The organism is Parasphingorhabdus sp., from assembly GCF_036963805.1.
Classification (GTDB): domain Bacteria; phylum Pseudomonadota; class Alphaproteobacteria; order Sphingomonadales; family Sphingomonadaceae; genus Parasphingorhabdus.
In genome coordinates, this window is record NZ_JBALUN010000002.1 from 206,840 (window position 1) to 222,336 (window position 15,497).

Here is a 15,497-nt window from a genome sequence, read left to right on the forward strand (position 1 = left end):
GCGTATTTTTGAGGGTAGTATGATCGAGAACCAAATAATAAAACCGGCACAAGTGGTTGGCCCATTGGGGGAACCATTGACGATAGCAGATTTGCCGGCTCCGGGTACAACCCGTTGGGTGGTCCGGCGTAAGGCAGAAGTTGTTTCTGCAGTAAATGGCGGACTTTTGACGGTCGATGAGGTCTGCGATCGTTATAGTTTGTCGCTAGAGGAATTCGCATCTTGGCAGCGTGCGGTTGATCGTTCCGGTATGCCGGGTTTGCGTGTCACCCGGATCCAGCACTATCGGGATCTTTACGAGCGTCAGCAGAAATATTAGAGACAAAGATCCTGCGTAAAATATCAAGGCTCCGGGAAGAGATTCCCGGAGCTCTTTTTTTATCGGCTGGCTTCTGCCGATCTTTTGTATAGAATTGTCTTGGCAGGGAAAGAAAAGCTATCCCGCAAATAGTCAGGAGGAAGATATGGGTATTATTATAGCATTAATAGTAGGCGGTATTGCTGGTTGGTTGGCAAGTATGGTCATGGGAAGAGATGCATCCATGGGCATTTTTTGGAATATCGTGGTCGGCATAGTCGGTTCGGTTATCGGTAATTTTGTCGGTCAATATTTTGGTTTTAGCGGTAGCATTCAAAGCTTTTCGATTATGGGTTTAATCACTGCTTTTGTTGGCGCCGTCGTGTTATTGTTGATCCTAAATCTAATCCAGCGCGGACGGGTACGTTAACCGGTTTATAATTCATGCATTATACTGTTTTTAGAAAGGCTGGTCAAAATTGGGGCAGCCTTTCTTTTGTAAAAAATATTCCCTATCTGACGCTGTTACGGGGCTTTGGACTTTGAGTTTTCCAAGATCCGGTGTTCGGGGCTTGTCCCGGCTGATTTATTGATATAATACACTAGATATAGGAATTGCAGTTTTCTCCCTATTATTGGTAATTCTTTTTGTTTATTGCAGCGCAAAAGCAACACAAGACCCCCGGCTGAAGAGTATTGATAATGAACTATGAATCGAAAATTTCTGAGAAAGAGGTTGGCGTCGCGATATTGGATGATGGTGATGATCAGGGGCGCAGTAAACGAAGGCTAATGATTGTAGCTGCTATTGCGGTGGCAATCATTCTTGCAATTGTTGCCTATCAGTATTTCGCGGGTAGCGGTGACGGCGCTGCGGCAGATGCTGCCAGTGACAGTCAGGCGCCGACTGTCACTGTAATGATTCCAGGCAAACATGATGTCGTACGCACGATCAACGCGACGGGCACCTTGGCGGCCCGGCGTGAAATTCCTGTTGGCGTTGTTGGTGATGGCGGGCGTGTAACGCAGGTATATGTTGATGCGGGCGACTGGGTAAAGCCCGGACAGATCATGGCGAGCATCGATCGCTCTGTTCAAAATCAACAAGTGGCGCGTCTCGATGCATCGGTCGCATCAGCCAGAGCTGATCTGAACTTAGCGCAAGCGAATCTTGATCGCGCGACAAAGCTGGTCGAGCGCGGGTTTATCTCAAAGGCTGATATCGACAGGCTGAGCGCAACACGTGATTCTAGCGCAGCGCAGCTTAGGGTAGCTCAGGCACAGCTTGGCGAAACCCGTGCCCGCAACAATTTTTTGGACATCGTTGCACCAAAAGGCGGCTTTGTTCTCGAACGTAATATCGAAGTGGGGCAAACTGTTAGTCCGGGCAGCGGGACTTTGTTCCGCCTGGCGCAAAACGGCGAAATGGAACTGCAGGCGCAGCTTAGCGAGAGCGATCTTGCTAATATTTCAGTCGGTGTCAGTACAGAGGTGATTCCTGTCGGAACAAATAAGGTGCTGAAAGGTCAAATCTGGCAAATCTCTCCAACAATAGATGCGCAATCGCGGCAAGGCATGGCGAAAATAGCACTAAGCTATGATCGTGCGCTTCGTCCTGGTGGATTTGCCAGTACACGAATAAAAAGTGGTAGCTCACAGGCCGCTGTTTTGCCCGAATCTGCAGTACAAAATGATAGCAAGGGCAGCTTCGTTTATATCATTGATAAAGACAATAAGGTCATTCGCCGCGATGTTACAGTTGGATCTGTTTCTGCTGCCGGACTGTCCATTACATCTGGTTTGAGTGGAGCCGAGCGTGTCGTATTGAGAGCCGCTGGTTTCTTGAATCCTGGTCAAACGGTCAAGCCTATCGTCGAAAAAGACAAGGCTGCGTGAAAGAATAAATCATGAATCTTCGCAATATCTCTGCTTGGTCGACCCGCAATCCTGTTGTCCCGCTCGTATTTTTTATCGCGTTGTTGCTGGCCGGTTTGTTGAGCTTCAACCGGATGGACGTGGTCAATAATCCAGATGTCGAATTTCCCGCTGTCAGCGTTACTATTTCGCAGCCGGGGGCAGCACCAACTGAGATTGAAAATCAAATCACGCAGCGGATAGAGTCGTCCGTGCGCAGCATTAGTGGTGTTAAGAATATCAGTTCTACCGCGAGCGAAGGTAGTAGCCGTACCTTCGTCGAATTTGAAATTGGGACTGATGTAAACGAGGCGGTAAATGAAGTAAAAAATGCTGTTGATCAGGCGCGCGGGTCTTTGCCAGATGGCATATTGGAGCCTCAAGTCACCAAGGAAGATGTCGTTGGTGGGCCGATAGCATATTTCGCAGTCAAAGCCGATGATATGACCGTCGAACAGCTCAGCTGGTTTGTTGACGATACGGTAGCTAAAACATTGCTTAAGGTAGAGGGGATGGCTGAGGTCGAACGTTTTGGTGGCGTAGACCGTGAAATTCGGGTGATCCTGAAACCGGCTCGCATGCAAGCGCTGGGCGTAACTGCCAATCAGATCAACAATGTCTTGCGACAGGTAAATGTTAACGCGGCTGGTGGCCGCGCTGAAGTTGGCGGTACCCGGCAATCTGTGCGTGTCTTAGGGAATGCCGCTGATGCTTATACCCTTTCTCAAACGCAAATTTCTTTGGGCAATGGTCAAACGGTCAAATTAGGCGACGTCGCTGATGTGAATGACTCTTTTGGCGAGCGCAGTTCCATTAGCAAAGTTAAGGGCGTGGAGGTCGTGAATTTTTCTATGTCGCGAGCACGCGGTGCATCCGATGTGACTGTTTATGACAATGCTATGGAGCTTATGGACACTATTGTAGAAGAAAACCCCGGAGTTGAATTTATTCGCCTTGGTAGCAGTGTGGACTATACGAAAACTCAGTATAAAAGCTCAATGGCAGCCATGGTAGAAGGCGCGCTTTTGGCTGTTGTTGTCGTTTTCCTATTTTTACGTGATTGGCGCGCAACGGTTATTTCCGCGATCGCAATCCCTTTGTCAGCTATACCCACTTTCTGGTTCATGGATTTGCTGGGATTTAATCTTAACTTCCTCTCGCTCCTTGCGCTCGGCCTCGTTGCGGGTGTTTTAGTCGATGATGCGATCGTGGAGATTGAGAATATTGTGCGGCATATGCGTATGGGAAAATCCGCGTATCAAGCATCTATTGATGCTGCTGATGAAATCGGATTGGCCGTTGTTGCGACGTCTTTCTGTATTGTCGCGGTTTTCCTGCCTGTTGGCCTGATGCCCGGCGTTTCGGGCCAGTTTTTTAAAAATTTTGGGATCACAGTGGTGATTTCCGTTTTAATGAGTTTGGCTGTCGCTCGTATGATTACACCGATGATTGCTGCTTATTTCCTGAAATCCAAGGGCCATACCGAACATGGTGAGGGCGTGTGGATGGATCGTTATATGCGTTTGCTTGGGTGGTGTCTCGACCAAAGCGCTGCGCGAAAATATGCTGAAGGCGGCGGTCTTGGCCGTCGCTTTATCGCTAAGTTTTTGGATCACAGAATTTGGCTCATGGGTGTAGGGCTTTTCGCATTCGGATTGACAGTGGTTTTGTTTGTGATCACGCCAGCCCAGTTTCAGCCCACGATTAATGAAGATTCCAGTCGGGTGCAGATCGAAGTTGTACCAGGTACCACATTGCAGCAAACCGAAAAAATCGCTGATCAGGTTTCCGAACTTATGTACCAGCAACCGGAAGTGGAGCGCGCATTGACCCGCGTGCGGGAAACAAATGCAACCGTCTTTGTGAACTACAAAACAGAACGTGACAAAACATCCATAGAATTTGAACGTAGTATGGTTCCGCTCCTGCAAAAAATACCGGACGCGCGCATCTCTTTCCAATCACAAAGCGGCGGCGGTGGGACCGGACGTGATATTTCGATTATGCTGACCGGTTCAGACCCTAAATTACTAGATGAAACAGCCTACCAACTCGTCGAGCAAATGAAGGGCATCAAACTGCTTGTTGCCCCTAGAATTGATGCCGATCTTAGGCGCCCTGAAATACTGATTACACCATATGCTGATTTGGCGTCTAAATTGGGGGTTACAACTGCTGCCCTTAGCCAGACGATTCGTATCGCGACATTAGGCGAGATCGATCAGAATGCGGCTAAATTCTCACTCTCAGATCGCCAGATTCCTATTCGTGTGATGTTACCCGAAGAATCGCGCACGGATCTGACGACGATTGAGAACCTGCCTATTCAAACCGCAAATGGCGGTACTGTCCCTTTGAATCGGGTAGCTAAAGTCAGTTTTGGTTCCGGACCAACGACCATTCAGCGCTATAATCAAAATCGCCGAACCTTCGTAGGTGCCGATCTCGCTCCTGATGTCGTTAAGGGCGAGGCGATGACCGCAATCAACAATCTGCCAATCCTGAAAAACTTACCGGCTGGCGTGTCCAATGCACCCTTCGGGGAAGATGAGTGGCAGCAAGAACTGTTCCTCAATTTTATTATAGCTCTGATTTCAGGTATCTTGCTGGTATTTGCCACACTTGTGCTGCTCTATAAGCGTGTGATGTCGCCGCTGGTAAATATGGGATCGTTGGCATTGGCTCCGCTAGGTGGTATTTTGCTAGTCTGGATTGTAGGCCAGCCATTATCGATGCCGGTTTTGATTGGCGTCTTAATGCTACTTGGCATTGTCAGTAAGAACTCGATCCTGTTGATCGACTTTGCGATTGAGGAAATGCAGAAGGGCGTCCCAAAATATGAAGCAATTATGGATGCCGGTCATAAGCGTGCGCAACCTATCGTCATGACCACTGTCGCGATGACTGCGGGTATGGTTCCAACAGCCTTGTCGCTGTCTGGGGACGGTGCATGGCGTGCGCCGATGGGCACTGTTGTGATCGGCGGGTTGATCGTATCCACTCTTCTTACGTTAGTGATTGTCCCGGCAGGTTTCAGTCTTGCTGATGGGTTTGAACGACGCTTAGGCCCATGGTTGCGCAAGACACTGTTGACCTATAATCCCGGCGATGATGGGGATGATAAGATAAAGGTTCAGCCAGCCGAGTGAAGCCGCTTTCTTCCAAAACTGTGCATCGGGCAAATGGTTCTTCCGGAATCGGCTTGGATAGGAATAGTGCTGGTCGCGATATGAAAATTATTGCCACCGGCTTGCTTGTGTTGATGGCGGTGATTTATTTCACTACTAAATCCTATGAGGAAGTGCATCCTGCTCTGGGCTTCGTGCGTGCTTTTGCAGAGGCGGCGATGGTTGGTGGACTAGCGGATTGGTTTGCGGTTACGGCTTTGTTTCGCCACCCCATGGGCTTACCTATACCGCACACAGCGATTATTCCGCGGAATAAAGATCGGATTGGCGATACGCTGGCCAATTTCCTCAAGAATAATTTTCTGGTTTCACGGATTGTTGCGCAGCGGATGCACGGGATCGATTTGGCAGGTGGCGTTGGAAAGTTTTTAAAGTCACCCACAGGCGGGCAGGGACGTCTGCGTATGGGCGCGTCGCGTGTGATTGGCGATATTATTGGTTCACTAGATCAAGACCGACTAGGCAGCATGTTTAAGGGTGCCGTCAAGGCACAGGCCAGAGAACTGGATCTGGCGACGCCAATCGGGCAAATTCTGGAAGCCGTGATGGCCGAAAACCGGCACGGACCGTTGATTGATTCTACTATTAAATGGGCTTACCGCACGCTTGATGCCAATGAATATGTCATTCGCGCTATCGTCCACGATCGAGCGAATACAGTCATGCGCTGGACAGGTTTGGATGACCGGTTGGCTAATGAAGTGGTCGATGGGCTCTATAAGCTTCTTGCTGATATGGCTTCGGATCCAGAGCATCCGGTGAGGGCTAAAACCGAAGAAGCTATGGTACAATTGGCCCAGGAGCTGAAAAGTGACCCGGAATTGCGGCAACGGGTGAATGAGTGGAAGCTCGAGATCATAGAAAACCCGGCTATTGCTAACTGGATCGATGGCATGTGGGAAACCGGTCGTAAATCGCTCCTGAAAGCTTCCCGTGACCCTGAAGCGGCAATGGCCGGGCATTTTGGAGATGCTCTCATGCAATTGGGTAACAGCCTACAACAGGATCCGTTGCTCAACCGTCAACTCAATCGGTTCGGTCGCCGGGCGGTGGTTGGTGTTGTGGCCAGCTATGGCGATAATATCGTCAAACTCGTATCGGAAACCATCCGCGGCTGGGACGCGCAAACGATTACGGATCGTGTGGAGAATGCTGTCGGGCGAGACCTGCAATATATCCGTGTAAACGGTACGGTGGTCGGCGGCCTAGTCGGCGTTGTGCTTCACATTTTAGGCGATTGGATATAGCTTAGCGGGTGAGCAGGATCCTAGCTTGACCTGCAATTTGTGCCAGCATTGCAATAGACGGTCTTAGCGATAGTTGGGCGCGATCAACAATATGCCGGAATTGCGCTACGCGTCCCGCATTTTTATCTACCCAGCCTTCAAGGAATTGATCCATATTGTTGTCGCGGGCACGGCCTAAGAAATTCAGCCGCATTTGCTGAAAATCGCGAGCTAGTCCGGCAACGAGTAAACGGTCCCAAGGGTCTGACGGATTGATCCGCGTAGCGGTCATCTGGGCCCAGTCGAGCCCTAACAAACTACCCAATTTGGTGAATGCGGCCGCGACATCAACGGCATCAATATCTCTTTTTTTGGCGAGAAATGCAATTCCAGCCGCTCCGTCATTTTTATAGATGTTAGCCATTTTTTGAGCGATTTCATTAGTTGCACCGGCTTCAATCAATAGCTTAATCTGCTTGGTAGATTCTAACTTACCCTGTGCAGTAATTAGGTCGTCCACCGTGTCGTTCAGTTCCGTTACACCCGGCGCGAGCATTTGTACTGCGTCATCAATAAGGTCATCAGATAGACCAATGCGCATGAGGTCCGCCATATGTGAGCGGAGTACATAAGCGAACTGGTCAAAGAGCAATAAACGGACATTCTCGGTTATTCGGGCATCTTCGAGTGATGCCCATAGCTTGTCGGCATGAAATAGGCGCTCCGCCATGACGAAAGCAGCTGCAACTTCACCGAGCGAGCGTCCTTCTTCCTCAGCCAGTTCAAATGGGTCGATAAGGCCGAGCCGGTTGATCATCCGGTTTGCCAATTTTGTTGCTATAATTTCTTTGCGTAATTGATGGTTAAGGATTGCATCTTTGTGCTTTGCTTGCATTTCGCTCGGGAAAGCGTTGAGCAATTCCACATTCAGTCCGGGATCATTACCTAAATTGCTATTTTCTATCGCTGCTTGCAATGCAAGTTTTGCCGTGGAAATAAGCACCGCAAGTTCTGGCCGGAACAGGCCTTGACCTTCTTGTCCACGGCGGATTAGGTCTTCATTGGCAGCTAGACCTTCTACAGCACGGTCGAGATTTCCCTGCTCCTCGAAAAATTCTATCAATCGGATATAGGAAGGCAATGTCTTCTTGCCGCCTATTTCCGCAATAGACAGGCCTAGTGCCTGAAGGCGGTTGTCCTCAAGAACCAGCGTTCCGACGTCCTCTGTCATCGTTTCAAGTAGCTTGTTCCTAGCCGCAAACTTGAGCTTGCCATTTTTCATCGCGGCATTGAGGGCGATCTTTATATTCACTTCATTATCGGAGCAATCGACACCGGCACTATTGTCGATAAAATCGGTGTTTATCCGGCCGCCTTGTGCGGAAAAATAAATGCGTCCAGCCTGTGTGACACCCAGGTTAGCACCTTCGCCGATGACTTTAACTTGCAATTGTTTTGCATCAACGCGGATTTTGTCGTTGGACGGATCACCTACTTCGATATGGTTTTCGCTCGGTGCCTTGATATAAGTCCCGATGCCGCCAAACCACAAAAGGTCGGCTTTACTGGTTAAAATGGCTGACATGAGGCGTGAAGGCGTTACTTCTTTTTCACCAGAAAGACCTAAAAGAGCTGCAATTTCCTTGTTTATTTTCAACGTTTTGGATTGACGTGAGAATACTCCACCACCCTTTGAAATCAGGCTTTTGTCATAATCTTCCCAACTGGAGCGAGGCAGATCGAACAGGCGCTTGCGCTCATTCCAACTTGTCGCCGGATCAGGATTGGGGTCGACAAAAATATGGCGATGATCAAAAGCGGCCACAACGCGAAGGGTCTTGGATAAAAGCATGCCGTTTCCAAACACATCGCCCGACATATCGCCAACCCCGACCACTGAGATGGGCTCCTCCTGAACGTCAACACCCATTTCTGCAAAATGGCGCTGTACCGAAATCCATGCACCGCGTGCGGTAATCCCCATCGCCTTGTGGTCATATCCATTACTGCCGCCACTTGCGAAAGCATCGCCTAACCAAAAGTCGTTTTCGATCGCAATGGCATTGGCAATGTCAGAGAAGCTGGCAGTACCTTTGTCGGCCGCAACGACGAAGTAAGGATCATTATCGTCCAGTCGAATGACTTGTTCAGGCGGTATCACTTCATCATCTTTGATGTTGTCGGTTATCGATAACAAAGTGCGAATGAATATTTTATACGAGGCGATGCCTTCTGCGATAAATGCATCGCGGTCATCTCCCGCAGGCAATTTTTTGGCATAAAATCCGCCCTTTGCACCTGTCGGGACAATGACAGCATTTTTAACCCGCTGGGCTTTCATTAGCCCTAGGATTTCCGTGCGAAAGTCATCGCGCCGATCCGACCAACGAAGCCCGCCTCTCGCGACTGGGCCAGCGCGCAAATGAATGCCTTCGACCCGGGGGCTATAAACGAATATTTCGCGCCACGGCACCGGAGCGGGTAAGTCGGGAATTTTTGCGCCCTCAATTTTGAATGCGAGCGCTTCGCTGGATTGCGGCGCGAAGGCGTTTGTTCGCAAAATAGAGTCTATAACTGCCCGGAATAGCCGTAAAATTCGGTCGTCATCAATCGCATCAACTTTAGCTAATCCGCCTTCAATGTCCTTGGCCGCATCTGATATGTTTGTGTCGCGATCGCCGACAAAATTTGGGTCATGCAAGGTTGCGAACAGCCGCACCAGCGCCCGCGTCACATCGGCTGCTTCTACCAGTGCTTCGACAACGGTGATCAATCCATAACTTAAACCCGTTTGGCGCAAATAGCGGAACCATGACCGGATCCACACCGTCGATTGGGCGCTTATTCCCGTGGCCGTGATTAGCTGGTTAAAGCTATCATTTTCCGCCACGCCCTCCAAAACATCGGTAATGGCATTTTGTATTTCAGACGCACGGGCAATTAAATCGTCACGGGCATCTGGATTGCGCAGCACCAATTTGAAATCATGGATATAACCGAGGCGTCCTTCATCGAGGGGGGTTGGCATCTCTTCTAGAACAGAAAAACCGAAATTTTCGAGGGTTGGAACGGCATCGGATAACGGCAAAGCGCCGCCAAGATGATAGATTTTCAGTCTCAGCAAATGGTCTTCGTCACTATCTAAGCGATAGAGCCGCGTCGATTTTTGCCCGCCACGTTCTAATTGAAAGAGCCGCATAATATCGCGGGAGGCTTCCATCGCGCCGTAAGTTGATTGATAGGTGCCTGGGAAGCAATCGGCATAGCGTTGGGCTAGCACAGCAGCGCGGTTCTCAGGGACAAATTCGCCGAGATAGGCCTCTACTTTGGGGCGCCAGCCGCGGATCATAGTTTCCAACTGCTGGTTGAGGGTATCGGGGTTGGGGATTTTGCTATTCGCGCCCATTTCCAATATGTAGCGGAGCGAGGATATGCCGCCCTCATCCAATGTGTTAGACCAGCTTAAAATCGTGGCACCGGTGGCATCGGTCAGCAGTGATTCAATATTTTCGCGCCGTGTGGTCGATAATTGTTCGCGCGGCAGCCAAATAAATGCGAAGAGATGTCGATTCAGTGGTGACATCACACTGTGTAATTTTGGTCGTGGACGATCAATCAGAGACATGGAAATTAGAGCTAGTTTCTCAAGGTCTTCCTGCTGAAATGTGATCAAAATATCGTGGGGTAGGGCAGTGAGCGCGTGGGTGAGGGATTTTCCCGCATGGCCAGTGGCGGTAAATTCAAATTTGTCAAACAGCCTCGTCATTTGTGTGCGAAGGAGAGGGACTTTTTCTGGAGAGGTGGCCAGTGCAGCGCTCGTCCAAAGGCCTGCTGTTAAAGACAAGCCAACAAGTATGTCTTTATCGCGTACCGGGACGACAATTATATCCATCAACACATGTCTGTGGACTGTTGATATCTGATTGGATTTGATAATCAGAGGTGCTTGACCACCGGCTCTGAACCAATCGAAAGCGCGTTTTTGACTTTCGGAGGAAAGAGTCGGCCTTTCCCCTATACGCGAAGTACCTAGCTGATGCGTTCGTACACCTTGCTCATCGACGGTTTCGTGAGCCAATAAAGTAAAGTTTCTATCTAGAAACCACCGTAACAGAGCGGTTCCTTCTCCCTCTGGCAGGTTGTCTGCATCCTCGCTTAATGCAACCTGTAATTTAAGCCAATCACCGACAGCGGCGCCGACGTCGTTGAGGTTTTTGTGGAGCGACTTTTCCAAAGTCCTACGTAGTTTGGCGTCAGCCCGTTCTATCTCAACATAGATGATTGATTCGCATTTTTCACCTCTGGCAGGGTCATTGTGAATCGCTACGAGCTTACCATCATTATCCCTTTTAACGCCAATGACAGGGTGGATGAGCCGCTGTATGTTCAGACCAAAGCCGGCTATGGTCGCACAGACGGAATCCACCAGAAACGGCATATCGTCATTAATTATCGCAAGGCGTAAATGTCTTCGGCCTTTGGGACTAACAACACTTTCAAGCAACAATGTTGCTTCGCAGGCAGTCCGGTAAAGTCCGCACTCAAGTGCGAAGCGGACAGCTTCTTCGCAAGCCTTGTCGTCAAAATCAATATTTTCGCCTGGTAACGCGCTTCCCTGAAAAGCCGCGATCAGCGCTGTCTCAAGCTTCTTATCAGCAATCGATGCGGTTGTTTTTACTAATTTCGTGTCGCGGCTACCAGTCATGGTTCCCCCAAATATATCGGTCCGGTCAGCGGCACCGGCAGTTTGGGAATCTTATGGGCCGATAATCGGTGATGCTCAATAGCGTAGAGCAAGCAATTGCGATGCGGATGAACAATTATAAGATAAGCGTGATATAAAAGTTACATTTGAAATCAATGTCATCCAAGGCGGTTGCTATATGTTCGTTTGTTTCAGCACTTTGTCAGTCAATTTCTGATCACCCAAGACGGGCCCAACAATGGATAGCTTTCCGTGATCATCCCGCCGGGCCACGAGGACAACAAATTCTGCGTCACCCGCATCAATATCGTTTAAATGGCGGCTTGGCGCATTACGCAGCCGCTCCAATAGGGACTCATTCTGTTCAACACGACCAGATAATTTGGGCTTGGGCTTGCGTGCATCTCTTTCTGCATAGACGATGGCTTTCAGGCCACCACCCTGATTTTCGAGATAGACTGCAAATAACCCCTTGGCGATGCCAGCTTGTGCCGCAAAGCGTAACGCGGCGGCATATTCTGTCAGCCTGGTTTTATCATAATGGGCACCAAAGACTAATTTAACAATGGGAGTCATCGGTGCACGGGCCTGCGCTTTTAGTCCGGAATCTTCGAGCAATGCCGCGTAGTCTTGCGGATGCTCTTGTGTCATCAGATAGAAATCATAGGCTTGGCCCAGGGCGTTATAGAGCGTGGCACGGCTACGTTGTTCGCTATGCGCCGCATTATCAGCGCAGCTGCGTGCTGCGACAAGCCAGTCAGCAAGACTGCCGTCTTCACCTGGCTGATCGCTGATATCATCAAGATCAATGTGGATGCCGCCGATCAGCGCGTCCGATGCTGCCTTTGCGTCTGCAGCGGTCAATTCTAACCGATTGGATGTTGGGCCGTCAGCCCAGATAGGCCCGGTCTCGGTTTTCGCAGGAGCGGATCGCATGGCTTCGGCCACTTGATTTTGAAGTTCTTGAGCATAATCGTCTTCGACAACTTCTTTCCAATTGATCACGCCATAGATGAAGTCAATAGTATCATCATCGGTTGAAAAAGGCAGCAATATGCCGCGATACATGATCGTAATTCCGCGCTGGTTTACAAATTCGGCCTCAAAGCCGATTGGTGCCTGATTGGCAATTATTTGAAGATAGTGATCAGTAATTCGTGACAATAGAGAGCGTGCGGGAACCTGATCAATCGTCGTAATGCTGTCATCTAATTCACATTCTTGACGAAGAGATTTTCCGAGAAACTGGATTGATGGATTTTCCACACCGGTGGTAAAATCAAGCAAAACACTATTCGGACCAAAGTCATCATCTGTTTCGGGGTTCAGGTCTTCCACACTTGGGAATTGCCGATCACCTAACAGTCCAGCCCAGAAATTATACGCCCGCACATGCATGCGTCGCTCGTCCTGACCGATGGCAGGCGGCGCTTCGCTTGTTACAACCTCTTCTTCATAGGCGATGTAATCGGGGTCGTGGCCATTGCCCATACCGCCGTTTTCATCCGAATTACGAAGATTTTCCATGTCTGATCCTACCAGTTCAAATCGTTTCCAGACTGTTTTGGGGCCACCATGGTAAATATATGGTAAATTTTTCGAACATTTCTCATGCGGTTATTTGTTAAAAGAACTGCAAAACGTAGCCAATGCCATTGTCAGGCTTGTCACCGGGCAGGCCGACTGTTAAAGGCGCGTCCGTAGACTGGTTTGCGAGACAAAAGTCCGGCCTTCCAATTATACGCCGCTTTAGCTCAGGTGGTAGAGCACATCATTCGTAATGATGGGGTCAGAGGTTCGAGTCCTCTAAGCGGCACCATTTTTCTAACACATTGAAATAGTTTGATAAATCAAAGGTGCTCTGTAGCCATAATTCAATTGAGACTACCTGCATCAACTGTGACGGGTATGGCTTCGCGAACATCTCCGGATTTGCTCCAGACAACCAGCCGTCATAGTCTTCCTTGTCTGATATCACCGGCATTGTTCGTAGAGATTTCAAACAGGGAATATAGACCTAGATTAACGCTTTACGTTCGGAAACAAATTGATCTACCTGTGAACATTGAAGTATCCGATCAAAGTAAATATTACAAATCGGTCTATGGTTTTTGAAGATTTTGACGACATCATCGCAATAGCTATCCAGTTGATGCCGACGCGAATGAATGGAAGGTTAGAGTATGCCTTTGAAGCGTAATAATGTGGTTGTTTCAGGTCAAGGCGATCAGGCTATGATATTCGCTCATGGTTTTGGCTGCGATCAGCATATGTGGACAGAAGTCGCTCGCGCGTTCGAAAGTGATTTTCGCGTTATATTATTTGACCATGTAGGGGCCGGAGCATCGGACTTGACGTCCTACGATGACCAAAAGTACGCCAGTCTAGACGGTTATGCCAGCGATGTCGTTGAAATAGGCCAGGAGTTAGGCCTTCATGGCGCTGTTTTCGTGGGTCATTCCGTCAGTTCGATAATCGGCGCACTGGCATCGATTCAGGCGCCTGAAATGTTTTCGAGTCTGGTCATGGTCGGTCCTTCACCTCGCTACATTGACGATAACAACTACGATGGAGGATTTTCAGAAGCGCAGATTGAAGAGTTGCTCGACTTTCTTGCCGAGAACCACCTTGGTTGGTCAGCGGCTATGGGGCCCGCCATCATGGGCAATCCGGAAAAGCCGGAACTGGGTGAGGCACTGACAAAGTCCTTTTGCGCTACCGATCCCGCTATCGCTCGAGAATTTGCGCGCGCTACGTTCTTTTCAGACAACCGCGCTGATTTACCCAAAATTTCGGCACGCACATTGGTGATGCAATGTAAGAATGACATTATCGCACCTGAATATGTGGGTGAATATGTCCACGCGCACGTGCCGAACAGCGAATATGTATTGCTTGATGCGACAGGCCACTGCCCCAACCTCAGCGCTCCGGCAAAAGTAATCGAAGCGATCCGCGCTTTTGTCTGAACATAACAATATAGAAGACCTAGCGGATCTGTACGATAACGCTCCATGCGGCTATTTATCGCTTTCATCCGACGGTCATATTGTGAAGGTCAATCGGACCTTAGCTGATTGGTTACAACATCCGCCCACTGCCTTAGTTGACCGCCCCATTCATGACATCCTCAGTTTTGGAGGAAAAATAGCTTATGAAACCCATCTCGCTCCCATCTTGCTTATGCATGGCAGCGTTGGTGAAATTGCCTTGGACTTACTGGACACGGAACAGACCAAAATCCCAGTGATTGCCAATGCAGCAGAATGTCGCGCGAAGACGGGAGAACTTCTTTTTACTAGGCTGACGCTGTTCAAGGCAGCAGATCGCTTGACGTTCGAGCGGTCGCTGATTGAAGCAAAGGTCAAAGCGGAGCAGCGTGCCCTGGTAGAGCGAAAGGCAATCGAGATACGTGATCAATTTGTCGCTGTGCTGGGTCACGACTTACGCAACCCACTTGCCGCAGTGGCCGCCGGTACGCGTATGCTAACAAACAGCGGGCATCTGGACGCCCGCGACCAAATGATCGTCCACGAGATGGACGCGAGTTTGAAGCGAGCAAACAAGCTGATTGACGATGTTCTGGACCTTGCCAGAGGAAAGCTCGGCGGTGGCTTTGCCTTGAACTACAAAAAAAACCAAGATCTGCGTCCAGTTATCGAACAGGTTGTAACTGAAATTCTCGTGGTAGCTGACGACCGAGAAATTATCATTCAACTCGATGTTGGCGATCCCGTGGATTGCGATCCTGACCGGATCGCACAACTCGTGTCAAATCTGCTGGCAAACGCGGTCCGACATGGCGCGCCAGATCAATCGATTGTTCTTGCCGCCCACAAGACACCGAAAGAACTCATTATATCTGTGACCAATGGCGGCGAACCAATTCCGGCTAACGCGATTGGAAAGCTCTTCGAACCGTTCGCTAGGGGTAAGGCATTGAATAGTAACCAAGGGCTCGGGCTCGGGCTATTTATAGTTGATGAAATTGCCAAAGCGCATGGAGGACGAATGATCGTCACCTCCAAAAAAGCAGAAACCAAATTCACGTTTCAGATGCCACTAAAAAAGAGGGCCGGCTGACAGTCCTCAATAAAGCTGGTAATATAAGCGCCAGCTTTGCTGCCTGCTACATCAGGTGGTATCGAATGTCCGAAAATGGTGCG

At 49.4% G+C, this 15,497-nt stretch carries 9 protein-coding genes and 1 tRNA gene; 8 read left to right on the forward strand and 2 right to left on the reverse strand.

What is annotated here, in order from left to right; genetic code table 11:
- The first annotated feature begins 19 nt into the window (after positions 1-19).
- From sciP to V7676_RS07790, 5 genes are all read left to right on the forward strand, one after another.
- Positions 20-319: a CtrA inhibitor SciP gene (gene sciP, locus V7676_RS07770; RefSeq protein ID WP_335659121.1), complete on the forward strand. Its 300-nt coding sequence runs from the start codon at positions 20-22 to the stop codon at positions 317-319.
- Positions 320-464: 145 nt separating this feature from the next.
- Positions 465-728 (forward strand): GlsB/YeaQ/YmgE family stress response membrane protein, encoded by a 264-nt coding sequence (locus V7676_RS07775; RefSeq protein ID WP_335659122.1) that lies wholly within the window; start codon positions 465-467, stop codon positions 726-728.
- 272 nt (positions 729-1,000) lie between these two features.
- On the forward strand, positions 1,001-2,194 hold the full coding sequence (locus V7676_RS07780; RefSeq protein WP_335659123.1) for an efflux RND transporter periplasmic adaptor subunit: 1,194 nt from the start codon (positions 1,001-1,003) through the stop codon (positions 2,192-2,194).
- An 11-nt stretch (positions 2,195-2,205) separates the two neighbouring features.
- Positions 2,206-5,361 carry an efflux RND transporter permease subunit gene (locus V7676_RS07785; RefSeq protein WP_335659124.1) on the forward strand — a complete coding sequence of 1,052 codons (3,156 nt, stop codon included), beginning with the start codon at positions 2,206-2,208 and terminating at the stop codon, positions 5,359-5,361.
- An 80-nt stretch (positions 5,362-5,441) separates the two neighbouring features.
- Positions 5,442-6,647 carry a DUF445 domain-containing protein gene (locus V7676_RS07790; RefSeq protein WP_335659125.1) on the forward strand — a complete coding sequence of 402 codons (1,206 nt, stop codon included), beginning with the start codon at positions 5,442-5,444 and terminating at the stop codon, positions 6,645-6,647.
- A 1-nt stretch (position 6,648) separates the two neighbouring features.
- Here V7676_RS07790 and V7676_RS07795 read toward each other — a convergent pair whose 3' ends face one another.
- Both V7676_RS07795 and V7676_RS07800 read right to left on the reverse strand, forming a co-directional pair.
- A complete protein-coding gene (locus tag V7676_RS07795) occupies positions 6,649-11,331 on the reverse strand; it encodes an NAD-glutamate dehydrogenase (protein WP_335659126.1) in 4,683 nt (1,560 codons plus the stop codon).
- Between the two features lie 174 nt (positions 11,332-11,505).
- Positions 11,506-12,858, reverse strand: coding sequence for a PAS domain-containing protein (locus tag V7676_RS07800; protein ID WP_335659127.1), 1,353 nt, complete (start codon positions 12,856-12,858; stop codon positions 11,506-11,508).
- A 216-nt stretch (positions 12,859-13,074) separates the two neighbouring features.
- Between V7676_RS07800 and V7676_RS07805 the strand changes: the two genes are divergently transcribed.
- The 3 genes from V7676_RS07805 to V7676_RS07815 all read left to right on the forward strand — a co-directional run bounded on the left by V7676_RS07805 (position 13,075) and on the right by V7676_RS07815 (position 15,414).
- Positions 13,075-13,150: transfer RNA gene (locus V7676_RS07805), tRNA-Thr, on the forward strand.
- Between the two features lie 364 nt (positions 13,151-13,514).
- Complete coding sequence (locus V7676_RS07810; protein WP_335659128.1) at positions 13,515-14,300, forward strand: alpha/beta fold hydrolase; 786 nt, start codon at positions 13,515-13,517, stop codon at positions 14,298-14,300.
- The gene (locus V7676_RS07815; RefSeq protein WP_335659129.1) at positions 14,293-15,414 is read left to right on the forward strand and encodes a PAS domain-containing sensor histidine kinase; all 1,122 of its coding nucleotides are present in this window, start codon (positions 14,293-14,295) and stop codon (positions 15,412-15,414) included. Before V7676_RS07810 ends, V7676_RS07815 begins: the two co-directional genes overlap by 8 nt.
- Positions 15,415-15,497: the final 83 nt, after the last annotated feature.

Bases quoted from the DNA above. Each gene is read 5' to 3' on its own strand.
- sciP (WP_335659121.1), top strand. From the start codon at position 20: ATGATCGAGAACCAAATAATAAAACCGGCACAAGTGGTTGGCCCATTG.
- V7676_RS07775 (WP_335659122.1), top strand. From the start codon at position 465: ATGGGTATTATTATAGCATTAATAGTAGGCGGTATTGCTGGTTGGTTG.
- V7676_RS07780 (WP_335659123.1), top strand. From the start codon at position 1,001: ATGAACTATGAATCGAAAATTTCTGAGAAAGAGGTTGGCGTCGCGATA.
- V7676_RS07785 (WP_335659124.1), top strand. From the start codon at position 2,206: ATGAATCTTCGCAATATCTCTGCTTGGTCGACCCGCAATCCTGTTGTC.
- V7676_RS07790 (WP_335659125.1), top strand. From the start codon at position 5,442: ATGAAAATTATTGCCACCGGCTTGCTTGTGTTGATGGCGGTGATTTAT.
- V7676_RS07795 (WP_335659126.1), bottom strand. From the start codon at position 11,331: ATGACTGGTAGCCGCGACACGAAATTAGTAAAAACAACCGCATCGATT.
- V7676_RS07800 (WP_335659127.1), bottom strand. From the start codon at position 12,858: ATGGAAAATCTTCGTAATTCGGATGAAAACGGCGGTATGGGCAATGGC.
- V7676_RS07810 (WP_335659128.1), top strand. From the start codon at position 13,515: ATGCCTTTGAAGCGTAATAATGTGGTTGTTTCAGGTCAAGGCGATCAG.